Annotated in this window: 23 protein-coding genes; 17 read left to right on the top strand and 6 right to left on the bottom strand. The window is 64.2% G+C overall.

The annotated features are described in order from the left end of the window. The first annotated feature begins 161 nt into the window (after positions 1–161). From BG57_RS09370 to BG57_RS09330, 9 genes are all read left to right on the top strand, one after another. Positions 162–2,522 (top strand): hybrid sensor histidine kinase/response regulator, encoded by a 2,361-nt coding sequence (locus tag BG57_RS09370; RefSeq protein ID WP_035962729.1) that lies wholly within the window; start codon positions 162–164, stop codon positions 2,520–2,522. Positions 2,523–2,848: 326 nt separating this feature from the next. Then, the gene (locus BG57_RS09365) at positions 2,849–3,565 is read left to right on the top strand and encodes a YrzE family protein (protein WP_035962530.1); all 717 of its coding nucleotides are present in this window, start codon (positions 2,849–2,851) and stop codon (positions 3,563–3,565) included. Positions 3,566–3,603: 38 nt separating this feature from the next. Beyond that, complete coding sequence (locus BG57_RS09360) at positions 3,604–4,053, top strand: DUF2382 domain-containing protein (RefSeq protein ID WP_035962529.1); 450 nt, start codon at positions 3,604–3,606, stop codon at positions 4,051–4,053. 85 nt (positions 4,054–4,138) lie between these two features. Next, positions 4,139–4,999, top strand: a complete 861-nt coding sequence (locus BG57_RS09355; protein ID WP_035962528.1) for a YsnF/AvaK domain-containing protein — start codon at positions 4,139–4,141, stop codon at positions 4,997–4,999. A gap of 224 nt (positions 5,000–5,223) precedes the next feature. Beyond that, on the top strand, positions 5,224–5,427 hold the full coding sequence (locus BG57_RS09350; RefSeq protein WP_035962526.1) for a cold-shock protein: 204 nt from the start codon (positions 5,224–5,226) through the stop codon (positions 5,425–5,427). Between the two features lie 177 nt (positions 5,428–5,604). Continuing rightward, positions 5,605–5,823: a hypothetical protein gene (locus BG57_RS09345; RefSeq protein ID WP_035962525.1), complete on the top strand. Its 219-nt coding sequence runs from the start codon at positions 5,605–5,607 to the stop codon at positions 5,821–5,823. Between the two features lie 316 nt (positions 5,824–6,139). After that, on the top strand, positions 6,140–8,536 hold the full coding sequence (locus BG57_RS09340) for an EAL domain-containing protein (protein WP_160174720.1): 2,397 nt from the start codon (positions 6,140–6,142) through the stop codon (positions 8,534–8,536). A 14-nt stretch (positions 8,537–8,550) separates the two neighbouring features. Beyond that, complete coding sequence (locus BG57_RS09335) at positions 8,551–9,285, top strand: iron-containing redox enzyme family protein (RefSeq protein WP_035962521.1); 735 nt, start codon at positions 8,551–8,553, stop codon at positions 9,283–9,285. Positions 9,286–9,393: 108 nt separating this feature from the next. After that, complete coding sequence (locus BG57_RS09330) at positions 9,394–10,122, top strand: OmpW/AlkL family protein (protein ID WP_035962520.1); 729 nt, start codon at positions 9,394–9,396, stop codon at positions 10,120–10,122. A gap of 48 nt (positions 10,123–10,170) precedes the next feature. Here the strand turns inward: BG57_RS09330 and BG57_RS09325 are convergent, their stop codons facing one another. From BG57_RS09325 to BG57_RS09300, 6 genes are all read right to left on the bottom strand, one after another. Continuing rightward, positions 10,171–10,434, bottom strand: coding sequence for a DUF3072 domain-containing protein (locus tag BG57_RS09325; protein ID WP_035962519.1), 264 nt, complete (start codon positions 10,432–10,434; stop codon positions 10,171–10,173). A 61-nt stretch (positions 10,435–10,495) separates the two neighbouring features. After that, positions 10,496–11,371: a LysR substrate-binding domain-containing protein gene (locus tag BG57_RS09320; RefSeq protein WP_035962517.1), complete on the bottom strand. Its 876-nt coding sequence runs from the start codon at positions 11,369–11,371 to the stop codon at positions 10,496–10,498. 380 nt (positions 11,372–11,751) lie between these two features. After that, a complete protein-coding gene (locus BG57_RS09315; protein ID WP_035962516.1) occupies positions 11,752–12,447 on the bottom strand; it encodes a CBS domain-containing protein in 696 nt (231 codons plus the stop codon). 121 nt (positions 12,448–12,568) lie between these two features. Continuing rightward, positions 12,569–13,558, bottom strand: a complete 990-nt coding sequence (locus BG57_RS09310) for a zinc-dependent alcohol dehydrogenase family protein (RefSeq protein WP_035962727.1) — start codon at positions 13,556–13,558, stop codon at positions 12,569–12,571. Further along, positions 13,558–13,974 (bottom strand): DUF1488 family protein, encoded by a 417-nt coding sequence (locus BG57_RS09305; RefSeq protein ID WP_075583107.1) that lies wholly within the window; start codon positions 13,972–13,974, stop codon positions 13,558–13,560. The genes BG57_RS09310 and BG57_RS09305 overlap by 1 nt, the downstream gene beginning before the upstream one ends. Before the next feature lie 200 nt (positions 13,975–14,174). Next, positions 14,175–15,104, bottom strand: coding sequence for a LysR substrate-binding domain-containing protein (locus BG57_RS09300; protein WP_035962514.1), 930 nt, complete (start codon positions 15,102–15,104; stop codon positions 14,175–14,177). A 156-nt stretch (positions 15,105–15,260) separates the two neighbouring features. On the opposite strand from BG57_RS09300, the gene BG57_RS09295 reads away from it, so the two are divergent. Genes BG57_RS09295 through BG57_RS09260 form a run of 8 tightly spaced genes read left to right on the top strand, consistent with a single transcriptional unit; the run spans position 15,261 to position 23,170 of the window. After that, a complete protein-coding gene (locus BG57_RS09295) occupies positions 15,261–16,316 on the top strand; it encodes an ABC transporter substrate-binding protein (protein WP_035962513.1) in 1,056 nt (351 codons plus the stop codon). Positions 16,317–16,362: 46 nt separating this feature from the next. After that, positions 16,363–17,442, top strand: coding sequence for an ABC transporter ATP-binding protein (locus BG57_RS09290; protein WP_035962512.1), 1,080 nt, complete (start codon positions 16,363–16,365; stop codon positions 17,440–17,442). Beyond that, positions 17,429–18,301 carry an ABC transporter permease gene (locus tag BG57_RS09285; protein WP_035962511.1) on the top strand — a complete coding sequence of 291 codons (873 nt, stop codon included), beginning with the start codon at positions 17,429–17,431 and terminating at the stop codon, positions 18,299–18,301. The genes BG57_RS09290 and BG57_RS09285 overlap by 14 nt, the downstream gene beginning before the upstream one ends. Positions 18,302–18,317: 16 nt before the next feature. Continuing rightward, positions 18,318–19,115 carry an ABC transporter permease gene (locus BG57_RS09280; protein ID WP_035962510.1) on the top strand — a complete coding sequence of 266 codons (798 nt, stop codon included), beginning with the start codon at positions 18,318–18,320 and terminating at the stop codon, positions 19,113–19,115. Then, a complete protein-coding gene (locus tag BG57_RS09275; RefSeq protein WP_035962509.1) occupies positions 19,112–20,248 on the top strand; it encodes an NAD(P)/FAD-dependent oxidoreductase in 1,137 nt (378 codons plus the stop codon). Before BG57_RS09280 ends, BG57_RS09275 begins: the two co-directional genes overlap by 4 nt. Positions 20,249–20,255: 7 nt before the next feature. Next, entirely contained in the window at positions 20,256–20,609 is a 354-nt protein-coding gene (locus BG57_RS09270; protein ID WP_035962723.1) for a (2Fe-2S)-binding protein, read from the top strand. Continuing rightward, positions 20,599–22,005, top strand: coding sequence for an NAD(P)/FAD-dependent oxidoreductase (locus BG57_RS09265; RefSeq protein WP_035962507.1), 1,407 nt, complete (start codon positions 20,599–20,601; stop codon positions 22,003–22,005). Before BG57_RS09270 ends, BG57_RS09265 begins: the two co-directional genes overlap by 11 nt. Further along, a complete protein-coding gene (locus tag BG57_RS09260; RefSeq protein ID WP_035962506.1) occupies positions 21,998–23,170 on the top strand; it encodes an NAD(P)/FAD-dependent oxidoreductase in 1,173 nt (390 codons plus the stop codon). The genes BG57_RS09265 and BG57_RS09260 overlap by 8 nt, the downstream gene beginning before the upstream one ends. Positions 23,171–23,185: the final 15 nt, after the last annotated feature.

Raw genomic sequence — 23,185 nt, 5'->3', positions numbered from 1 at the left:
CCAACGCGCGCTCGCGCACATCGCCGCGCGATGACCCAGCGGCACGCTCGCACGAAGAAGGGTACAAGCCGCTAGAATGTCCGGTTACGACAACTCCCCGTCCATGCTTTGCGAATTGCCGCGTGAAGGGTCAACGAGTACAAGAACCGATGACAATTGCCATGCGCAAGAGCGAGAATCCGAACGACGATCACGCCCTTCAAGACTGGGCGCGCATCTGGGTCGAATCGACGACGAACCTTGCAGCCTTCTGCCTGTCGCCGGAAGGCTTCGTTTCCACATGGAACCCCGGCGGTAGCGCCATTTATGGCTATGCGCCCGACGAAATCGTCGGGCGCCACTACTCGATCTTCTTTCCCGACGAGGCCCGCGAGCACGGCATCGTCGAAATAGAACTGCGCGAGGCGCGCGAGCACCGGAGCTTCGAAACCGAGGGCTGGCGCAAGCGCAAGGACGGCTCCGTCTTCTGGGCAAGCGTGCTGACGACGTCGCTCGTCGATCACGACGGCTCCCTGCTCGGCTTCGTGAAGGTCGTCCGCGACGAGAGCGACAAGCGCAAGGCGCACGATGCGGTCATCGAAAGCGAGCGGCGCTTCAGGCTGCTCGTGGAGGGCGTGACCGACTATTCGATCTTCATGCTCTCGCCCGAGGGCCTCGTGACCAACTGGAACAGCGGGGCGCGGCGCATCAAGGGCTATACCGCCGACGAGATCATCGGCGCGCACTTCTCCCGCTTCTATTCGCCGGAAGACGCCGCCGCCGGGATGCCGCAACGCGCACTGGACACCGCCGCCCGCGAGGGACGCTTCGAGTCCGAAGGCTGGCGTTTGCGGCGCAATGGCACGCGCTTCTGGGCGCACGTGATCGTCGACGCGATCCGCGACGAGAAAGGCACGCTGATCGGCTTCGCGAAGATCACGCGCGACGTCACCGAGCGGCGCGAGGCGGACCAGCTACTCGAGGAAACGCGCGCTGCGCTGTTGCAGGCGCAAAAGATGGAGGCCATCGGCAAGCTGACGGGCGGCGTCGCGCACGACTTCAATAACGTCCTCCAGGTGCTGCGCGGCAATCTCGAACTGCTGCGCACGCGCTGTCTTCACGACAGCTGGAGCATGGACCGCGTGAGCAGCGCGATCGACGCCGTGGAGCGCGGGGCCAAGCTCGCCTCGCAGTTGCTCGCGTTCGGCCGTCGCCAGGCGTTGCGGCCGGTATCGGTGAATCTGGCGGCGATGGTGCGCGGCATGGACGACCTGCTGCGCCGGGCGCTCGGCGAAACCATCGAGGTCGAGACGGTCGTATCGGGCGGGCTGTGGAACGCGTTCGTCGATCTGCATCAGTTGGAGAACGTGCTGCTGAATCTCGCCATCAACGCGCGCGACGCGATGCCCGAGGGCGGCAAGCTCACGCTCGAACTGGCCAACGCCATGCTCGATGACCGCTACGTGCGCAGCTTGTCCGACGTGCCGCCCGGCCAGTACGTGATGCTCGGCGTGACCGATACGGGCATCGGCATGCCGCCGGAAGTGGTGGAGCGCGCGTTCGATCCGTTCTTCACGACGAAGCCCGAAGGCGAAGGCACCGGCCTCGGATTGAGCATGGCGTATGGCTTCGTCAAGCAAAGCGGCGGGCATATCCGCATCTATAGTGAAGTCGGGCACGGAACCACGGTGCGCGTGTATCTGCCGCGATCGTCCGTCGAGGCGGCGGAGCCCGTCAGATGGCGCAACGCACCGGTCACGGGCGGCACGGAGACCGTACTCGTCGTCGAGGACGATCAGAAGGTGCAGGCGACGGTCATCGAAATGCTCTCCGAGCTGGGCTATCACGTGCTGAAAGCTGACAACGCCGATCAGGCGCTCGTCGTGTTGAGCAGCGGCGTGCACGTCGATCTCATCTTCACCGACGTCGTGATGCCCGGCACGTTGAAGAGCCCGGAGATGGCGCGTCGTGCGGTCACGATGCAGCCGCATGTGCGCGTGCTGTTCACATCGGGTTATACGCAGAACGCGATCGTGCATGGCGGGCGCCTCGACCCCGGCGTCGAACTGTTGAGCAAGCCCTACAGCCGAGAAGACCTCGCCTTCAAATTGCGGCAAATGCTGGGCTCACCGGGTGAACTGGTCGTCGCCGCGCCTGCTGATAAACCATCGGCGGAATCCGCCCCGGCGGGTGCGAAACGCGTGCTCGTCGTCGAAGACGACGGCGCGACGCGCGAAGCGGTCGGCGAACTCATCGGCATGCTGGGTCATCAGGTGGTCGGCGCGGGCAACGCGCAAGCGGCGCTCGACGCCATGGCGCAAGGCCCATTCGATGTCCTTCTCACCGATATCAACCTGCCCGACATGACGGGCATCGAACTGGCGCGACGATGGATTCAACGCTTCCCGGACGTGCGCGTGATATTCGCGTCGGGGGAAAACGTCCTGCAGGAAGACGTGCGGGACTTCTCGTGGCAGGCGTTGCGCAAGCCCTATACGCTCGAACAACTCGAAAGCGCGTTGAGCGACAACAGCGGAGCGTAGCCGCCCGGCATCGTGCCGTGGCGCATGGCTGAGACTGCGCGCGTCGAGCGCGTCTCAGCCGGTCATTCCTCGTTAATTCATTGCTCACTGCGGAATCGGCCGCTTGGCTTTGCGCGGGAATGATTCCGGTTTAGTCACCGATTTACTACGGCATCCATAGTAATTTAAGGGGCTTGTAATTTCGCCATGGCGCTCGCCCCTTCGAGCGTCGACGGGACGTGCATCGCGTCCCGCGTTTGCGGCACAACCCTTGCGGAAAGTGGATCACCGGACGTGTAAGCGCCAAGTGCGGCCATGCGGAAGGTGTGACCTGTCAGGGGGACATCATGAAACTTCTCACTACGCGCGACGGCCTGCCACGGCTGTCGTGGGGCTCCATCATCGCGGGCGTCATCCTGTCGATGGTCGTCTACCTCATCATGAGCGTGCTCGGCACGGCGATCGGGGCATCGTTGCTCTCTCCGATGTCCAGGCCCGATGCGCTGCACGGCTTCGGTTTCGGCTCCGGCGTATGGGTGATCATCACTACGGTCCTCGCTGTTTTCGTCGGGTCTTACTACGCGGGACGTTGCGCGCCCGTGCTCGGATGGCTGCATGGCCTGCTCGCATGGGCCGTGATGACGCTTCTCATCGTCTATGGAATGACGTCGCTCATTACCGGCGCGGTCAGCACGGCTGGCAGCATCGCCGCGACCAGCGCGCAGGTCGGCGCGACGGCCGCGAATCAATCAGGCGGCGCAAACCAGATGATCGATTCCGCCAAACAGCAAGTACAGGCGGCGCTGGCGTCGGCGGCGTCCGCCGCATCGAGTCCCGAAGCCGAGCAGAACGCGCGTCAGGCCGCCGACACGGCCGCTCGCAACGTCGCTCGCGCAAGCTGGTTCTCGTTCGCGGCGCTGATCGTCGGCGCGATCATCGCCATTGTCTCGGGCAACGCCGGATTCAGGCATCAGCCGCCGTTCGAAGAAGGCGGCGGATCGGCGACCACGCGCGACGCCGCAGCCGCGCGCAACCGTCCTTTGCAAGCCGGCGGACGCGCGTGAGCGTCGACGTTACCCACACTCAAGCAACGGAGAACCCGATGAACCCGGACGAAACGCCCAGTCACGTCACCCCATCGACGGATTCCTCCGACGAAGTTCGACTCGCGGCGGTGCAGGAAGAACTCGCCGTCGGCGTGCGTACGACCGAGACCGGCTCCGTGCGCGTGCGCAAAGTCGTGCACGAAGAGATGCAGCCCGTGTCGATGCGGCTTGCCACCGAGCAAGTAGAAGTCACGCGCGTGCCCGTGAACCAAGCTGTCGACGAACGAGCGGAGCCGCGGCGCGAAGGTGACACGCTCATCGTTCCTGTCTACGAATACGTGCCGGTAGTTCGCATGCAACTCAGTTTGAAAGAAGAGGTGCATATCCGGACGATACATACCCAGCAGGACGTCGTGCAGCAGGTTCTGTTGAACTCGGAAGAGTTGATCGTCGAGCGGCGCGAAGGCCCGGACGGCGAATGGAAGCCCGATCAGACGGCCGAATGATCCAAGCGGGAACGCGCGTTGCGCTTTCTGTGCACGCGCTTCAACTTCGGCCTGCGTACGCCTTTATTGTTAAGGAGATCATGCAATGACTCAGACCATCATCGGTGTATTCAACACCATCCAGGATGCGGAAGTTGCCCAAGCCCGCCTCGAAGCGGAAGGCTTCTCCAGATCGGACATGAGCGTGCACGCGCAGGACGCGACGAGCACGACTGACGCCGATCTGACCACGCGCAATGTCACCGCCGGCACGTCCGACACCGGCTATCACGAAGGCGCGATGTCGCGTATCGAGCACTTCTTCAAGAACCTGTTCGGCGATAACGACCGGCCGGAAGAGATCGGTCACTATCAGGAAGCGGTTCGCCGCGGCGGCGCGTTGCTGGCCGTCGATATCGTGAACGAGTCGGATAGCGAGCGCGTGCGCGATGCGCTCTATGCAGCGGGCGCAATCGATATCGACGCGCGCGTCGCCCAATGGCGCAACACCGGCTATACCGCCTACGACAGCAGCGCCCCCGCCTATACCGCCGACGAAATCGCCGCTGAACGCAAGGCGTTCCCGGTGGTTCAGGAGTCGCTCGAAGTCGGCAAGCGCGAAGTGCAGACCGGCGGCGTGCGTGTCTACTCGCGTGTGACCGAAACGCCCGTCAGCGAGTCGGTGAACCTTCGTGAAGAACACGCGAGCATCGAGCGCCGTGCTGTCGACCGTCCCGCGACGGCCGCCGATCTGAAGGAAGGCTTCGTCGAGATCCGCGAAACAGCGGAGCAGCCGGTCGTGGCGAAGACGGCACGCGTCGTCGAGGAAGTGGTCGTCGGCAAGGAAGCGTCGAACCGCACGGAAACCATCACGGACACCGTGCGCGGCACCGAAGTGGAAGTGGAGCGGACCACCGGCGTTGAAGGCACCGCCGACGTTCCTCCGGTGAAGAAGACGCCGCTCTAATCGCGGCAGCGTTCAGCGGTTCGTCACGTGCGGGCCGCTGAACGCGAGCTTATTCAAAAAATTGTTGACCGGTCCGATAGAGTTCGGCATAATCCACTGTGAAGTTCAAGAAGTCGATTGCTGTTCATCAATAGTCCGATTCCCCCCGGTATTCGTTGTCCACTCCCTCCTTGCTGCTTCGCCCTGCTCACTGAGCGATCACACTTATTCATTTCAGGATTCTCATGGATACCGGTACGGTTAAATGGTTCAACGACACCAAGGGTTTTGGCTTCATCACGCCGGATAACGGCGGCGACGATCTTTTCGCCCACTTCTCGGAAATTCGCGCGGACGGCTTCAAGACGCTCGCAGAAGGCCAGAAGGTGAGCTTCGAAACGAAGCGCGGCCCGAAGGGCATGCAAGCTTCGAACATCAAGCCGGTGTAAGTTTGCTGCACATCGGGAGCTGAATAATCGGCTCCCGATTTCTTGCTGGTCCGCTTTACTCCCCTCCGCGTTCCTCCGGCCAAGACGTTCTCAGGCCCATTCCCCCAAGCGTCTCTCAGGCGCGGCATTTCAAGACTTTCCGTACTTTGACGGAAGGCATTTACCTACAAAATTAAAATGACATCAAATCAACATTACCGCGGTTATGCGGTGCATCCCTTCGCACATCGTCTCGGCGACAACGGCTTTTCCGCTAACTTGCTGCTCGAGCGCGCCGACACAAATTGCGGCGACCCGGCCTATCAGTTTTATTCGCTCGACTACTTCTCGAAAGAAGCCGACGCCATTGCTTATTCGCAGCGATGGGCGGAGGACTGGATCGACGCGCGAGGCTAAATCGCCCGCGCTGTGCCTTCGACGTGCCGTTCGGTAACGTCGACACTCACCTTTTCCCGCCTTGCATTTTTTCCCTCGCAGAACATTATCGGCCTCCCATTCCGATAATTAAGATTCAACGCGCCAAACGTTTGCCCGCGCAGGCAACGCCTTCAGTCGCCGCTGCAACTGCCGTTATCGGTGGAAGGAGGCTTATCCGGCTTTAGCCGTCGATACCTCTTCCCCGACCCTGGCTTTGCAGTCGCATCGTTCCGTCGTTTAAGAGCGAATAAGAAAGGAAAACATGCGCGTTGCCTCTAAAACGACGAATCGGCAGTTGTTCAACACAATCTGGCCATTCCTGGCAGTCGTCATCTCCCTATTGGCGATGGCGGCTACGAGCCTGGCGATCATGTCGTCGGTGCGTGCTTATATCGGCGGGGAAAGTACCTGGTCGAAGGGGCAAAAGGACGCAGTGTTCTATCTCGTCCGCTACGCACAGACCGGCGATGAACAAGCGTTCTCGGAATACCAGAGCGCGATCGCCTATCCGCAGAATCTCAAACGCGCCCGTCTCGCGCTCGACCGCCCCGATCCCGATGTGCCCGAAGCGCGCGCCGCCCTGCTGGCGAGCGGCGTGTTTCCGGCCGATGTCGGCGCGGTCATCTGGGTCTATCGCACGTTCCGCCGCGCAAGCTATTTTCAGGAAGCCGTGGCGTACTGGACGGCCGGCGACCTGCTCGTCGACCAACTCGCCGATGCGGGCCGCCAGTTGCGCGCCGCCATGAAACGCGGGGACGCCGGGCGCGCCGACGTCGACCATCTCACCGACGAAGTCTGGAACATCAACGGCGCGATCGCCCCGATCTCGCGCGCCTTCGCCGACGTGCTCGGCTCCGCGTTCCGCCAAACCGCAATGCTGCTGTTCACGGTCAACGTCGTGATCGCCGTGCTGCTTGTCTGCCTGTCCGGTTGGTACGCGCGGCGCTTCATCACCGCGCGGCTCGCGACGGAGAACGCGCTGCGCCGAAGCGAAGCGCGCGCCAAGGCGACGCTCGGCTCGATCGGCGAGGCGGTGATTTCGGTCGGTCCGTCCGGACTTGTCGAGTTCATCAATCCGGCTGCGGAAAAGCTCTTCTGCCGGGAAGCGGCGGCGTGCGTGAACCGGCCGCTCGGCGCGCTCGTGACGGTGGCGCGCGAATGGGACCGCCGGCCCGTCGACGTGATCGACGAGGCGCTGAAGGAAGCGGAGCCCGAAGACGTCAGCGGCGACCTGATTCTGACGAACGCGATGGGCGTGGATATCGTCGTGCAGGCCATCACGTCCGTCGTGCGCGATCAGTCGGATGTGCTGACGGGCGTCGTGCTCCTCCTGCGGAACATGACGCGCGAGCGCGAGTACGTGTCGAACCTCGCCTGGCAGGCGACGCACGATGGCCTGACGGGCCTGCTCAACCGCACCGAATTCGAGCGGCGTCTCAGCAACGCGCTCGATCGCGAATCGGACATCGATCCGTCGCATCGCGCGCAAATGCTGATGATGCTGGACCTCGACCAGTTCAAGGTCGTCAACGATACCTACGGTCACGCCGCTGGCGACGCCATGCTGCGCGAAGTCGCGTTGTTCATCGAAGAATGTCTGCGCGAAGACGACGTGCTCGGCCGTCTCGGCGGCGACGAGTTCGGCGCGCTGCTCTGCAACTGCGACAAGCAGACCGCGATGCAGATCGCCGAGCGCCTGCGAAAGGACGTCGCCGCGTTCGAATGGTCGTGGGAGACGCATCGCCTGTCGACGAGCGTGAGCATCGGCGTGGTCGATCTTCGGCAAAGCGGACTCGATGTCGAGACCGCCATGCGTTATGGCGATATCGCGTGCTATCTCGCGAAGGAGCGCGGCCGCGATCGCGTGCATCTCGCGGTGCCCGGCGACAAGGAACTCACGCGCCACGCGAGCGAAATGTCGTGGTGCGGACGCATCAAGGACGCGCTCGCCAACGACCGCTTCTGCCTCTACATGCAGGAGATTCGCGCGACCGATCTGGAGGCGGGCGATCCCAGCGGCATCGCATACCCGCGCCATGCGGAAATTCTCCTGCGCATGGTGGGCGAACGCGGCGATATCGTGCCGCCGGGGCTTTTCATGCCGGCAGCGGAGCGTTATGGCCTGATGTCGGCCATCGACCGGTGGGTCGTGCGCGCGGTGTTTTCCACGCTATCGCAGATGCCGCAAAGAGAACGGATGGAATACGCGATCAACCTCTCGGGCGCATCCATCGGCGACGAACGCTTCCTCCAGTTCCTGAACGAGCAGTTCGCGGTCAGCGGTGTCGCGCCATCGTCGATCTGCTTCGAAGTCACCGAAACCACCGCTGTCGCCAATCTCGCCGCCGCCGCGCGCTTCATCCGCGAACTGAAAAAACGCGGCTGCAAGTTCGCGCTCGACGACTTCGGCGCGGGCATGTCGTCGTTCGGCTATCTGAAGCACTTGCCGGTCGACTACATCAAGATCGACGGCGGATTCATCAAGGACATGCTTAAAGATGCCGTTAACCGAGACATGGTGGCGGCAATTAACGACATCGGTCATTCGATGGGCCGTCTGACCATCGCGGAATACGTGGAAAGCGAGGCGATTCTTCGCGCGCTTCGGGAGATGGGCGTCGATTTCGTACAAGGCTTCCATGTCGGGCGTCCCGAACCCTGGGCGCAGCACGTCGAACCTATCAACATCTAACAGGAGAGTACGTTTTGGATCCGACTTTTCAGCGGGTTGGCGATCTGAAGGATATCGCCAGCTACCCGGCATGGCTTGGCGACGTTTTGGCCGAGACGAACGAAGCGAAACAAGGCGTCGTCAGGCATCCGATTTTCGCGGCAATGCGCGAGGCGAAGCTGGAAGCGCGTCAGGCAGAGGCGTTCCTCGTCAACGGATGGCCGGTCGTCGAGCAGTTTCCGCAATACATGGCGATGAACCTGCAAAAGGTGCGCTACGGCCACTCGCGCGGCGAAGACCTCGCACGGCGTTATCTGACGCGTAATATCCGCGTCGAGCAGAACCACGCGGATTACTGGGTCGACTGGGCCGCTGCACACGACGTCAGCAAGCGCGCGCTGATGAAGGCCAATGGCCCGACGCTCGCGTATGCGCTTAGTCACTGGTGCTGGAAGAGCAGTAGCACGGACGCGCTCGCGGCCAGCATCGCGGCGACGAACTTCGCGATCGAAGGCGTGACCGGCGAATGGGCGACGCTCGTTTGCAGCAGCGACACGTATGCGAACAGCTTCCCGGTATCGATCCGCCGCAAGGCGATGCGCTGGCTCAGCCTGCATGCGCATTACGACGACGCGCATCCGTGGGAAGCGCTGGAAATCGTGGCCACGTTGCTCGGCAATGCGCCGGGTGTCGACGAGGTGCATACGGTGAAGCGCAGCATCGAGATGAGCTATGAGTACTTCAAGATGAGCCTCGACTGCTGCCTGTAGCAGACGGCTTCCCGCTGTATCAAGAGCGTTATCCGCATCCGTACACGCGATGTCGTGTGCGGAGTGGATACGCTCTGCCCGGCAAACTGGAACCAATCTGGACAAGAGATGAAAAAGAAGCAATTTGCGTGTGCTGCCGCAGCGGCCCTGTGTGTCACGGGCGCTCACGCACAGGCGGCGGGAAGTGTCGTCGTGAACGCCGGGTGGATGCATTTCGCACCGCAGGAATCGAGCGGCCCGTTCAAGATCACCGCGTTGGGACAGACGACGACGGCGCCGGGTGCGGGCGCATCCGTGAGCGATGCCGACACGTTCGGTCTCACGGCGACGTACTTCATCACCGATCACATCGCCGCTGAAGGCGTGATGGGCGTGCCGCCGAAGTTCGATCTGTACGGCACCGGCACGCTGGCTCCGTTCGGCAAGCTCGGCTCGGCGCGCGAATGGAGCCCGACGCTGCTCCTGAAGTATTACTTCGGCGGCGCGCAAAGCCGCTTCCGCCCTTACCTGGGCGCGGGCGCATCGTACGTGTGGTTCTCGGGCGAGAAGTTGAACGGCGCGATGTCGAGCGGCGCCTTCCTCTATTCGAGCCAGTTCGGCAACGCGCTGACCGGACCGACGACCGTCAAGCTCAGCAGTTCGTTCGCGCCTGTCGTCAACGCCGGTCTGTCGTACAACTTCAACGAGCACTGGTCGGCCGCGTTCTCGGTGTCGTACATGTGGCTCAAGACCCGTGCGACGATGGAGACGCAATCGGCGGTGGGCACGGTCAAGAGCGAATCGAAGATCAAGCTCGATCCGGTCGTGACGTTCCTCTCGGTCGGCTACAAGTTCTGAGTGTCTTCGCGATGCCGCCGCCGTCACGGGCGGCGGTTCATCGCCGGCTCAAGACTTTTGTCCGCGGCCTGTCTTTTCCTGCAGTTCTTCGATCCTGCGCGAAGCGTCCGCCTTCGTCAGCGACGGATCGAACGGCTCCTTCGCCTCTTCCGATAACGTCTTCAGATACGACGCCTGTGCGCCGGTCATCGGCTCGTCGCCCGTTACCCAGTCGTCGGGGTCTTTCTCCGCATTCGAAGTAGGCGATGCCTTCGGGTTGTCGCTGGGCGCGTTGCTTTGAGCGTCGTCGCGTTCGGTGTCTTTCTCGTTCATTGCGCGGTTCTCCTTGCGGGTGCTTGGTCGATGATGACGGGCGCAAAGAACGTGCCTTGCCTCATCCACGCGACAGCGCCGCGCGCACATGCGATACGAATCGCGCCGTCACCGGATTTTCCCGCGCCGATGCCCACGCCAGCCCGACGCGCCATCTCGCGTCCCTGCCTGGCAACGGCAGAACGGTTGCATCGCGCAACAGATATTGCGCACGCGACGGAATAAACGCGACGCCGACGCACGCCGCGACCGACGTCAGCACGGACTGCACGTCTTCCGCATGCTGCGTGATGTTCGGCACGAAGCGCCGCGCGCCGCACCACCGGTCGATCTGAGCGGCGAGACCCGGCCCGCGTGCGCGCGACAGCGCGATGAACCCGATGTCGTTCAGCACCGCAAGGTCTGACGGGAGGCGCTTGTACTGGCTGTGCGGCGGCATCGCCAGTGCGAGGCCTTCATCGACGACCTTGAACGACGCCAGTCCCGCGCCCGCCGGCAAGCGCAGGAAGCCGGCGTCCAGCTTGCCCGCGAGAAGCCGCCGCTCCTGCTCGGCCGACGACAGATCGCTCAAAGTAATGACCACGCCCGGATTCGCGCGCCGGAAATCCGCGATGATCTTCGGCACGAGCGTCAGCACGGACAGGCAGATGCCGATGCGCAGATGCCCCGTCCGGCCACTGCTCGCGTCGCGCGCACGCGCGAGTACGTCGTCGGCGTCGCGGACCAGCGTCTGTGCGTCGGGCAGGAAGCGCTCGCCAAACAAGGTGAGTTCCGCGCCATGCCTTCCTCGCTCGAACAGCTTGCCGCCGATGCTCGCCTCGAGCACGCCGATCTGCTTGCTGAGCGCCGGCTGGCTCATATGCAAGGCGTCGGCGGCGCGGCTGAAATGGCGCAGTTCCTCGACCGCGAGAAAGGTTCTGAGCAGTCTGATTTCCATTCGATTTGGTGATTGAACGCCGCAAATCATTCATTTTACAAATCGGACGCCGCAACGTTCAATGGCTACCTGAACTTTCGATCGAGGTAGCGTCATATGTCTTCTGAAAAGTCTCCGCCGAGTGTGAGTGCGCCCGATGCGCGCACTCCGTCGAAGCCCCCGGCACGCGTCAGGCGCATTCAGGTTGAAGAGGCACCGGCGCAGGACCGGCCTTCGACTGGGTCCATCGCGCTGAGCTTTGCGGTGGTTAGACGGAATATCGGGAGTTCGGCGAAGTAGAGGCGCGGTGAACGCCTGTCTAACCGGACTACGCCGATTGCGGCTGCGGAGCGCGACGTTGATGGTGGGGTGGCGCGACGCAAACGAGTGCCCGAATCCGCTCAAACCCCCGGCATCATCGGATAGGCAACCGTATGATCCTCCACGCGCTCCACGCCGGGGATATTCTCGGCCGCGATCCGCATTGCGTCGACTTGATCCGTCGACCACACCGCGCCCCACAAGTGCACGACGCCATCCTGCACGACGATATTGCGCCCCGGAAACGCCCATCCACGCCCCGCGACCTCGCCCATCAGCATCGCGCGAATGTCCTTGTCGGCTGCCGGGGTGTCCGTCGCGCCCTTCGCCACCGTCGCCGACGCCAGCGCCTGCACGAGATTCGAGCGGCTCACGATGCCGACGAGCCTGTGCTCCCGCAGCACCGGCACCCGCTTGATATGCCGCGTTTCCAGCACCGAGGCAATCTCGGCAAGCGACGTATCCTCCTGCACGCACACCACATCGCGGCTCATGATTTCGCCGACCGTGCGCGCATGCGACTTCACGTAGTCCGCTGCGCCATCGGAGCCGATCAGATCCAGCCACCACGAACGCCTGCCTTGCCGCTTCTCGGTGTCCGTCTCGCTGCGATGAAGCAGGTCGCCTTCGCTGACCATGCCGATCACGTGCCGGTCTTCATCGACGACCGGCGCGCCGCTGATGCGGTGCTTGACCAGCAATTGCGCCAGCTCATGAACCGTCGTGCCGGGCGTGACGGAAAGGACGGTCGAGGTCATTACATCGCGTGCTTGCATGACGGGCTCCGGTAGCGAGAAATAGTCAGTTGATCGAAACGATGCCGGCTTCGCTATTTACGATACGCCTCGCGCAATGCCCGGCGTTGACAGGCGTCAATTGCGGATGAGATGCGAAGCATCAACCGTCCATGCGCAACACCGCCGCACCGGAGACGCGGCCCGCGCGCAGATCGGAGAGCGCGTCGTTCGCATCGTCGAGCGCGTAGACGCGTGTCCGCAGACGAAGCACGATGCCTTCCGCACGCGCCATGAACTCCGCGCCGTCCGCGCGCGTCAGGTTCGCCACGGACACGATCCGCCGCTCGCCCCATAACAGCGCATACGGGAACGCGGGAATGTCGCTCATATGAATGCCGCCGCACACGACGACACCGCCCTTCGCGACCGCTCCGAGCGCGGCCGGCACGAGCGCACCGGCGGGCGCGAAGATCAGCGCCGCATCGAGCTCGTCGGGCGGTGGTTCGCCGCTGCTGCCGGCCCAACTCGCGCCCAGCTGCAAGGCCAGCGCCTGCGCGGCCGCATCGCCGGGACGCGTGAACGCATAGACCGTGCGCCCCTCGTGCCGCGCGACCTGCGCGACGATATGCGCCGCCGCGCCAAACCCATAAATGCCGATGCGCTTCGCGTCGCCCGCCATCTTCAGCGCCCTGTAGCCGATGAGTCCGGCACACAGCAGCGGCGCGGCGTCGAAGTCCGGGTAGCGCGACGGAAGATGCAGGCAGAACCGGCTATCGGCGGTCATGCGCGTGGCATAGCCGCCATCGAGCGTATAGCCGGTGAAGCCGGGCGCATCGCACAGATTCTCGCGACCGCTCGTGCAATAGCGGCATCGTCCGCATGTGTGGCCGAGCCACGGCACGCCGACGCGCTCGCCTGTCGCGAAGCCCTCCACGCCCGCGCCGATCGCAGCCACGCGCCCGACGACTTCGTGGCCCGGTATCACGGGCCGCTTCGGATGCGCGAGTTCGCCATCGACGACATGAAGATCGGTCCTGCAGACGCCGCACGCCGCGACGTCGATCAGCAGTTGCCCCGGACCGGCGACGGGATCATCCAGCTCGACGGCGCAGAGCGTCGGCGAACTGCCGTCGAAGCGCATCGCATGCATCATCCGGCTCCGTGCGTATCGCGTTCGGCGCGCAGCTGGTCCGCGGAAGGCGTCTGCTCTGGCAACGCAGGTTCGGGTGGCGACGGCGCGTCGTGACCCGTTGAATCCATCTGTCGATGGGTATGAACGCTCGCCGGAAGGTTCTCGCTGAACCGGAAATAGCCGCTGCGAAGCATCACCGGCTTGCGTGCGACGCTGGTCAGCAGTTGTTCCGCGGCCCTTTCGATCGCGGCGCGATGGTTATCGAACGCTCGCCGCAAGTCGTCTTCCCGCGACGACGCCGCACCGAGATGGTCCCTCAGGGCTTCCGCCGATATCGTGCATTGAACCCGCTCGCCGCCCGCGACGGCGCCGAACACGAGCGCGGGCTCGTCGCCGTGATAGACGGGCGCGGCGGTGGAGAACGTGATGTCCATGATGGCGAGCCCTCGCTGGACCATGACAAGCGAACGGCATGCGCCGTGACTTACGCTTCCAGTGTTCCCGCGATGACGCGCACAAGCGTTGATCCAGATCAATGCCCGGACGCGCTATCTGCGCAGAATCGATGACTGTGCGCATGCCATGTTGTCGATGGCGGGCATCGCATTCGCCCACGAGACATCACGCGCCAGGTTCAACGCGATGCCCGCGCGCCGCGCCGAGGCGGCGCCACTTCTGCGAGCAACTCGTAATGCAACTCGCGCAGGATTTCGACGAACGCCGAAGTAAGCCGCTCGCGCGGCCGATGCGGCGGAAACAGCAGATATGTCGGGAAAAGCGTGGCCGGAAGAAACGGACGAATGACAATCTCCGGACCCGCGAAGTCCCGCGCGACGATCGGATGCGCGAGCGTCACGCCCATGCCATGCCTGACCATTTCGCAGCTTATGGCGGTGTACTGCGCTTCGATCGCGAGCACGCGTTCGACGCCGGCGCGCTGGAATACCTCGTCCATCAATGCGCGCGTGCCGTCGCCATGACAGAGCGATATGAACGATTCGCCTTCGAGATCTTCTGGCTTGATGCTGCGCTTCGCCGCGAGCCGATGCGACGCCGGCATCACACAGACGGCTGCGACACTCGATAACTGCTCGACCTCGCAATCGGACGCCTCGCTGACATAGACCGCGACGCCAAGATCGCAGAACTGCGAAGCCGTCCAGTGATTGACGGTGCCCGACGTATTCACGTGCAGCGACACCGTGACTTCCGGAAACTGCGCGACGAATCGTTTGATCGCGTGCGGCACGAGCGTCATGCCCGCGGATGGCATCGCCGCAATGCGCAGACGCCCGCTGCCCAGATTGCGTATTTGCGCGGCAGCATTGGCGAGCCCTTGCAGGCCCACGAACGCGCGCTCGACTTCGCGAAAGAAAGCCGTGCCTTCGCTCGTCGGTATCAGACGCACGCCGCTGCGCTGAAAGAGCTGCAGGCCCGTATCGCGTTCAAGCTGCGAAATCAGCCGGCTCACGTTCGGCTGCGACGTGAACAGCGCCTTGGCTGCGGCGGTCATTGATCCCGAGACCATCACCGCGCGAAAGGCCTCGATGTGCTTCAGATTCATGCGCGTTTTCCCTCATCGGAGCAACCATGGTCCATATCATTCCTGCATGGATAGGTATTTTATTCGTATTGGACGATATGACACGCCGGCGCGACACTGCATCTCAACGACAAGCTGCAAAGTCCCCCACACATCCCGGTACTGGAGATCGTCGTCATGAAAAGAGCGCTGCATCGCCGTCTTTCCGCCCCTGCCCGCACCGCCATCGCGGCGCTTTCGCTGGCTGCCCCGCTTCTCGCACACGCCGAAACCACGCTCTACGTGGCGAACGTCGGCGGCTCGAACGAGCAGTTGTATCGGCAGAAGGTGATACCGCCGTTCGAGAAGGCGCATAACGTGAAGATCGTCTACGTCGCGGGCAATTCGAGCGATACGCTCGCGAAGCTGCAGGCGCAGAAAGGGCATCAGCAAATCAACGTCGCGGTGATGGACGACGGCCCCATGTATCAGGCGATGCAGCTCGGCCTGTGCGCGAAGGTCGAAGACGCGCCCGTGATGAACGATCTTTATCCGCTCGCGAAGCTCGGTCCGACGGCGGTCGGCGTCGGCATGGTGGCGACGGGCATCGGCTACAACGAGGAAGCGTTCAAGAAGGCGGGCCTGCCGCCGCCCGATTCGTGGAAGGTGCTGTCGGACGCGCGCATCAAGGGCAAGCTGGGCGTGCCGCCGATCACGAACACGTATGGCCTGCATACCCTCGTGATGCTCGCGCGCATGAACGGCGGCGGCGAAAAGAACATCGATCCCGGCTTCAGCGCGATGACGAAGCAAGTCGCGCCGAACGTGCTTTCGTGGGCCCCGACGCCCGGCGAAATGGACGGCCACATGCAATCGGGCGACGTGATCCTGGCGCCGTATGGCAGCGGCCGCGCGGTGGCCCTGCAAAACACGGGCTTTCCGCTCAAGTTCATCTACCCGAAGGAAGGCGCGGTCGCGTTGCAAGTGGCCGCATGCACGCTAGCCGAAAACGCGCAGCCGCAACTGTCGCAGCAATTCGTGCAATACCTGCTGACCCCGGAAGTGCAGACGATGCAGGCGCAAGCCATCGGCCTCGGTCCGGTCAACAAGACGGTCAAACTCACGCCGGAGATCGCGGCGCGCGTGCCTTACGGTCCCGAGCAGATCGCCAAGCTGACCGCGATGGACTGGACGAGCATCAACCAGCATCGCACGGAATGGACGGAGCGCTGGAATCGTTCGGTCGAACGCTGATTCCCCGCCCGCCTCGTGCACGTGACTCGATGAAGGAGCAAGGCGCATGGCCTTCCTGACTTTGCAGGGCATTTCGAAACGCTACGGCGATTTCACCGCGATCGAGCAGCTCGATCTTTCTGTCGAACGCGGCGAACTGTTGTCGCTGCTCGGGCCTTCGGGCTGCGGCAAGACGACGACGCTGCAAATGGTGGCGGGCTTCGTGACGCCGACCACGGGCCGCATTCTGCTCGATGGCCGCGACATCACGCACGAGCGTCCGGAGAAGCGCGGCATCGGCGTCGTGTTTCAGAGCTATGCGCTCTTTCCGCACATGACGGTGGCGGGCAACGTCGGCTTCGGACTCGAGATGCGCAAGGTCAAGCGCAAGGAGCGTGAAGCCCGCGTGGCCGAGGCGCTCGCGCTCGTGCGCCTCAACGGCCTGGGGCATCGCTATCCGAAGGAACTGTCGGGCGGTCAGCGGCAGCGCGTGGCCATTGCCCGCGCGATTGCGATGGAGCCGGAGCTGCTGCTGCTCGACGAGCCGATGTCGAACCTCGACGCGAAGCTGCGCGAAGAGATGCATATCGAGTTGCGCGGTATCCAGAAGCGCCTCGGCATCACGACGATCCTCGTCACGCACGATCAGGTCGAAGCGATGACCATGAGCGATCGCATCGCGGTGATGCATCGCGGCACCATCGCGCAACTGAGCACGCCCTACGACGCCTACGAACGCCCCGCGACGCCGTTCGCATCGACGTTTCTCGGCCGCACCAACGCGTTCGCCGGCGAAGTGCTGCGGCGCAATCCGCGTTGCGCGGAAGTATCGGTTGCGGGCGCGACGCTGCACGTTCCGCACGAAGGCCGTCATGTCGATGGCGCGGTGAACGTCTACATCCGCCCCGAAAAACTGCATCTCGCCAATGGCGATGCCCGCGTGCGCGGACGCATCGCGACGCGAGTGTTCGTCGGCAATCAATGGCTGCTCGAAGTGGAGACGCACCTCGGCAAGCTGCGTGTCGCGCAGCCGAATCACGGCGCGCCGCCGCCCGAGGAAGGCGATGAAGTCGGTCTCGACTGGACCGACGACGACTTGCGCGTGCTCACGCAAGACACGGCCGGAGGCGCTCATGGCCACGCTTGACGACGCCCGTCCGGGCGCCGCGCCCTGGCTGCTGTCCGGTCCCGCGCTGCTGCTCTTCATCGGCCTGCTGCTGGTGCCCCTGCTGCTCACGCTGATGCTCTCGTTTCGCGTGTTCAGCGATACCGCCGGCGTCCAGAGCGGCTTCACGCTGTCGAATTACTGGGAAGTCGTTAGCGATCCGTACTATGGGACGATCTTCCTGCGCACCGCCGGCCTCGCATTCGCCGTCACGTTGCTGTCGATCGTGCTCGGCGTGCCGGAGACTATCGTGCTTGCGCGCATGAGGCGGCCGTGGCAGTCGCTGTGCCTGCTCATCGTGCTTGGCCCGCTTCTGATCTCCGTCGTCGTGCGCACGCTCGGCTGGCAGATTCTGCTCGGCAACAGCGGCGTGCTCAACAACGTGTTGCAGGCGCTGCACATCACGGACGAACCGATCCGCCTCGTCTTCACGATGACCGGCATGATCATCGCCCTGACACATGTGCTGGTGCCGTTCATGGTGATGTCCGTGTGGGCGAACATGCAGAAGCTCGACAGTCAGGTCGAATGGGCCGGCCGCTCGCTCGGCGGCTCGTCTTTCGCGGTGTTCCGCCGCGTGGTGCTGCCGCAGATCATGCCGGGCGTGCTGTCGGGATCGATCATCGTGTTCGCGCTGTCGGCATCGGCTTTCGCGACGCCTGCGCTGATCGGCGGACGACGCCTGAAAGTGGTCGCCACCGCCGCGTACGACGAGTTCCTCGGCACGCTCAACTGGCCGCTCGGCGCGAGCATCGCGGTGCTGCTGCTGATCGCTAACGTGGCGATCGTGATGGGCTGCAGCCGTCTCGCGGAACGCCGCTTCAAGCACATCTTCGACTGAGCGCGAGAGGACTCCCATGAAACAGAACGGCATACTTGGCCTCGTCTATAACGCCTTCTTCCTCTCGTTCATCATTGCGCCGCTCGCGGTCGTGATGCTCGTCGCGTTCACCGACAAGGGCTTCATTTCGATGCCCTTCGAAGGCGCGTCGCTGCGCTGGTTCCGCGCGATCATCGAGAACGGCGACATCGTCGCGGCGTTCTGGCTCTCGGTGCGTCTCGCCTTCGCGGCGGCGACCATCGGCGTGCTGCTCGCGGTGCCCGCCGCGCTCGCCATCGCACGCTATCGCTTTCCGGGCCGCGCCGCGCTGACGAGCTTCTTTCTCTCGCCGATGATGATTCCAGCCGTCGTGCTCGGCATCGCGTTTCTGCGGTTTCTGTCGCTGCTGCACCTGTCGGGATCGTTCTGGTCGCTGGTCTGCGCGCACGTGATCATCGTGCTGCCGTATGCGCTGCGGCTCGCGTTGTCGTCGGCGGTCGGGCTGGATCGCGATGCCGAACGCGCCGCGCTGTCCTGTGGCGCGAGCCGCTTCACCGCGTTTCGCCGCGTGGTCCTGCCGATGATCCGCACCGGCGTGGCGGGCGGCTGGGTGCTGTCCTTCATCCAGAGTTTCGATGAACTGACGATGACCATCTTCGTCGCGACGCCTGGCACCACCACGCTGCCCGTCGCGATGTACAACCAGATCGCGCAGACCATCGATCCGCTGGTCGCCTCGGTATCAGCCGTGCTGATCGTCGGCACGGTGCTCCTGATGGTTCTGCTCGACCGCATGGTCGGACTCGACCGCATTCTGATCGGAGAAGCGCGATGACACACACAAGCACCGCCAGCGCCGACGTACTGGTTCTCGGCGGCGGCCTCGTCGGTTCGGCCGTGGCCTACGGGCTTGCCCGCGAAGGCGCACGCGTGACCGTGCTCGACGAGGACGACGGCGGCTTTCGCGCCTCGCGCGGCAACTTCGGTCTCGTCTGGATTCAGGGCAAGGGCTACGGGCTGTCGCCTTACGCACGCTGGTCGCGCAGTTCGGCCACGCGCTGGCCGGCGCTCGCCGAGGCGCTGTTGCGGGAGAGCGGCATCGACGTGGCGTTGAAGCAGCCGGGCGGCTTCCATTTCTGCTTTAGCGACGACGAACTCGCCGAACGCGAGAAGCGCCTCTCGACGCTGAAGGCCGAGCTTGGCGACTATCCCTACGAAATGCTCGACGCCGCCGATGTGCGCGCGCGCATCCCGCAAGTCGGCCCCGCTGTGCTCGGCGCAAGCTATACGCCGATGGACGGCCACGTGAACCCGCTCAAGCTCCTGCGTGGGCTGCATGCCGCGATGCAGGCGCGCGGTGTCAAGCTCATATCGGGCGAACGGGCGGAGCGCATCGAGCCGCAGGCTAACGGCTTCGTCGTGCACGGCAAGCGCGGCACGTATCGCGCGGCGCGCGTGGTGCTCGCGGCGGGCCTCGGCAATCGCACGCTCGCGCCGTTCGTCGGGATGAATGCGCCGGTCGCGCCGAATCGCGGGCAAGTGCTGGTCAGCGAACGCGTCGCGCCGTTCCTTCATTACCCGACGCTCAACGTGCGGCAGACCGACGAAGGCAGCTTGCAGTTCGGCGATTCGATGGAAGAAGTCGGCTTCGACGACTTCACGACGACGCACGTGCTCGCGGACATCGCGCGTCGCGGCGTGCGCGCCTTTCCGATGCTGCAAAACGTGCGGCTGGTCCGCATGTGGGCCGCGCTGCGCGTCTACAGCCCCGATGGCTTCCCGATCTACAACGAATCCGAAGCGCATCCCGGCGCGTTCGTCGTCACGTGCCATAGCGGCGTGACGCTCGCCGCCGCGCATGCGATGCGCATCGCGCCGTGGGTCATGGGCGCGCCGATGCCCGACGAACTGCCCACGTTCTCCGCGCGCCGTTTCGAAAGCGCCGAGCAGCTGACACTTGCACATTGATCCCGACATGACTTCACATACAACGTTGTTCAAGCCGCTGAACGCCGAAGGCGCGCCTATCGACATCTGGTTCAACGATCAGCGTTTGTCCGTGCCGGGCGGGCGCTCGGTGGCGGCCGCGTTGCTGGCGGCGGGCGTGTCGCGGTTTCGTGCGACGCCGGTCTCGGGCGCACCGCGCGCGCCGTACTGCATGATGGGCGCGTGCTTCGAATGCCTCGTCGAGATCGACGGCGTGCCGAGCCGCCAGAGCTGCATGGTGGAAGTGAAGGCCGGCATGCGGATTCGCTCGCAGGAAGGCGCACGCGATCTCCCGCCGATGGATCTGACCGATGCTCCACTGGAGAACGCGCATGGCCGCTGATTTCGCATCCGAAGCCGTCGATGTCGTCGTGATCGGCGCGGGCCCCGCTGGCATGAGCGCGGCGACCATCGCGGCGCGCGCAGGTCTGAGAACCGTGTTGCTCGATGAACAGGACGCCGCCGGCGGGCAGATTTATCGCGGCATCGTGAAAGCCGACGCGCAGCGCAAGCAGATACTCGGCCCCGACTACGCGGCGGGCGCATCCATCGCGCAGGCCTTCGCGGCTTCCGGCGCGCGCCACGTGACCAACGCGACCGTGTGGCAAGTCACGCGCGAGCGCGGCGTCAACTATCTGAAGGACGGCAAGATCGGCAGCTTCGACGCGCAGCGCGTGATTCTCGCAAGCGGCGCGCTGGAACGTCCGTTCCCGATTCCCGGCTGGACGCTGCCGGGCGTGCTGACGGCGGGCGCGGCGCAAATCCTTCTGAAAAGCGCGGGCGAAGTGCCCGCCGCGCCGCCCGTGCTCGCGGGCTGCGGGCCGCTGCTCTATCTGCTCGGCTGGCAATACGTGCGTGCCGGCGTGCCGATCCGCGCACTCGTCGATACGACGCGCCATGAGGATCGCTGGCGCGCGAAGCGTCACATGCTGTCGGCGCTGCGTGCGTGGCCGTTCCTGTCGAAAGGGCTGCAACTGATCCGCACCTTGCGCGAAGCCGGTGTGCCGATCTTCGAAGCCGCCGACGATTTGCGCGTGGAAGCGCGCATCGGCACGGACAACGTGGAGCGCGCCGCCGCACTGAGCTTCACGACGCAGGGCGCCGCGCATCGCATCGAAGCCGATGTGATCCTGCTGCATCAGGGCGTCGTGCCGAATACGCAGTTCACGCAGGCATTGCGCGCATCGCACCGATGGGACGAGGCCCAGTTGTGCTTCACGCCCAAGGTCGATGAATGGGGCGAGCTGGATGTGCCCGGCATCTTCGTCGCGGGCGATGGCGCGGGTATCGGCGGCGCGCAGGCGGCGGCCTTGCAGGGCACGCTCGCCGGCTTGGCCGTGGCCGCACAGCTCGGCGCGGTCGGCCACGCGAAGCGCGATGCGGAAGCCATCGCGATCCGGCGTGCGCTGGCGGGCGTGCTGCGCATCCGGCCGTTTCTCGACAGCCTCTATCGTCCGCGCGACATCAACCGCATTCCGCGCAACGAAACCATCGTGTGCCGCTGCGAGGAAGTCACCGCCGGCGAGTTGCGCAAGTTCGTCGAACTGGGGTGCGTCGGGCCCAATCAGGCGAAATCGTTCGGGCGCTGCGGCATGGGGCCGTGCCAGGGCCGCATGTGCGGTCTAACGGTGACGGAAGTCATCGCGGATGCGCGGCGTGTATCTCCCGCCGATGTCGGCTATTACCGCATTCGTCCGCCGATCAAGCCGCTCACGCTGGGAGAACTCGCCGGTGAATGACCCACGCGCGGTACAGGAAGCGGATGTGCTCGTGATCGGCGGCGGGCTGCACGGCACGAGCAGCGCGTTCCATATGGCGCGGCGCGGCGCGAAGGTCATCGTGCTCGAAGCGGACTACGTCGCGCGGCATTCGTCAGGCGTGAATGCAGGCGGCGTACGCACGCTCGGGCGTCCGCTGCCGGAAATACCGCTTGCGCTGATGTCGCGTGAGATATGGCATGACATGACGGAACGCATCGGCGAGGACGGCGGATTCGTTCCATCCGGACAACTGAAGATCGCCGAAACCGACGATGAACTCGAAGACTGCCGCAAGCGTGTTGCGCTGCTGGAATCGCACGGTTTCACGCATGAAAAGGTGATCGACCGCGAGACCGTGCTGGATCTCGAACCGGCGCTCGCGCGGCACGTGACGGGCGGCATATGGGTCGAGCGCGACGGCTATGCACTGCCCTTTCGCACGACGACGGCGTTCCGGCTCGCGGCGCAACGGCTCGGCGTGCGCTTTCTAGAAGGCACGCCGGTGCGCCGCATCGAACAACGGGGCACGCGCTGGTTCGCTCACACGCCGCAGGGCGCCTTCAGCGCGGAGAAGCTGCTCGTCACGGCGGGCGCGTGGTCGGGCGAGCTGGCGAAGCAAGTCGGCGAATCGGTGCCGGTGCATCCGGAAGGGCTGATGCTGATGGTCACGCATCGCGTGGCGCCGTTCTGCCGCGCGACGCTCGGCGCAACGGGCAGGCCGCTATCGTTCAAGCAGTTCGACAACGGGACGGTGGTGATCGGCGGCAAGCTGATCGGGATTGCGGAACTGGCGAACCGGCATGGCGAAGTGGATTTCATGCGCCTCGTGCGCAGCGCGCAGACGGTCACGGATTTGTTCCCGCATCTGCGTCATCTCGGCGTGAACCGCGCATGGGCCGGCGTCGAGGCGTTCACGGAAGACGAACTTCCGGTGATATCCGCGAGCCGCAAGGCATCGAATCTCTATTACTCGTTTGGCTATTGCGGCAGCGGCTTCCAACTGGGACCGGGCTGCGGACAACTCGTTTCCGAACTGATGCTCGACGGCACGCCGTCCATTTCGCTCGATGCCTTCGCGGTCGATCGCTTCGATCGGCATGAAACGGCATCGGCGGCAAGCGCGCGCCATCTGGCGACTCACTAACTCAACTACTCTTTA

Source organism: Caballeronia grimmiae (genome assembly GCF_000698555.1).
Classification (GTDB): domain Bacteria; phylum Pseudomonadota; class Gammaproteobacteria; order Burkholderiales; family Burkholderiaceae; genus Caballeronia; species Caballeronia grimmiae.
The sequence above is the reverse complement of the archived record's forward strand: the minus strand, read 5'-3'. Positions and strand labels throughout refer to the sequence as shown.

Coding starts and splice junctions, on each gene's coding strand:
- BG57_RS09370 (WP_035962729.1), top strand. CDS start 162: ATGCGCAAGAGCGAGAATCCGAACGACGATCACGCCCTTCAAGACTGG.
- BG57_RS09365 (WP_035962530.1), top strand. CDS start 2,849: ATGAAACTTCTCACTACGCGCGACGGCCTGCCACGGCTGTCGTGGGGC.
- BG57_RS09360 (WP_035962529.1), top strand. CDS start 3,604: ATGAACCCGGACGAAACGCCCAGTCACGTCACCCCATCGACGGATTCC.
- BG57_RS09355 (WP_035962528.1), top strand. CDS start 4,139: ATGACTCAGACCATCATCGGTGTATTCAACACCATCCAGGATGCGGAA.
- BG57_RS09350 (WP_035962526.1), top strand. CDS start 5,224: ATGGATACCGGTACGGTTAAATGGTTCAACGACACCAAGGGTTTTGGC.
- BG57_RS09345 (WP_035962525.1), top strand. CDS start 5,605: ATGACATCAAATCAACATTACCGCGGTTATGCGGTGCATCCCTTCGCA.
- BG57_RS09330 (WP_035962520.1), top strand. CDS start 9,394: ATGAAAAAGAAGCAATTTGCGTGTGCTGCCGCAGCGGCCCTGTGTGTC.
- BG57_RS09325 (WP_035962519.1), bottom strand. CDS start 10,434: ATGAACGAGAAAGACACCGAACGCGACGACGCTCAAAGCAACGCGCCC.
- BG57_RS09320 (WP_035962517.1), bottom strand. CDS start 11,371: ATGGAAATCAGACTGCTCAGAACCTTTCTCGCGGTCGAGGAACTGCGC.
- BG57_RS09315 (WP_035962516.1), bottom strand. CDS start 12,447: ATGCAAGCACGCGATGTAATGACCTCGACCGTCCTTTCCGTCACGCCC.
- BG57_RS09310 (WP_035962727.1), bottom strand. CDS start 13,558: ATGCATGCGATGCGCTTCGACGGCAGTTCGCCGACGCTCTGCGCCGTC.
- BG57_RS09305 (WP_075583107.1), bottom strand. CDS start 13,974: ATGGACATCACGTTCTCCACCGCCGCGCCCGTCTATCACGGCGACGAG.
- BG57_RS09300 (WP_035962514.1), bottom strand. CDS start 15,104: ATGAATCTGAAGCACATCGAGGCCTTTCGCGCGGTGATGGTCTCGGGA.
- BG57_RS09295 (WP_035962513.1), top strand. CDS start 15,261: ATGAAAAGAGCGCTGCATCGCCGTCTTTCCGCCCCTGCCCGCACCGCC.
- BG57_RS09290 (WP_035962512.1), top strand. CDS start 16,363: ATGGCCTTCCTGACTTTGCAGGGCATTTCGAAACGCTACGGCGATTTC.
- BG57_RS09285 (WP_035962511.1), top strand. CDS start 17,429: ATGGCCACGCTTGACGACGCCCGTCCGGGCGCCGCGCCCTGGCTGCTG.
- BG57_RS09280 (WP_035962510.1), top strand. CDS start 18,318: ATGAAACAGAACGGCATACTTGGCCTCGTCTATAACGCCTTCTTCCTC.
- BG57_RS09275 (WP_035962509.1), top strand. CDS start 19,112: ATGACACACACAAGCACCGCCAGCGCCGACGTACTGGTTCTCGGCGGC.
- BG57_RS09270 (WP_035962723.1), top strand. CDS start 20,256: ATGACTTCACATACAACGTTGTTCAAGCCGCTGAACGCCGAAGGCGCG.
- BG57_RS09265 (WP_035962507.1), top strand. CDS start 20,599: ATGGCCGCTGATTTCGCATCCGAAGCCGTCGATGTCGTCGTGATCGGC.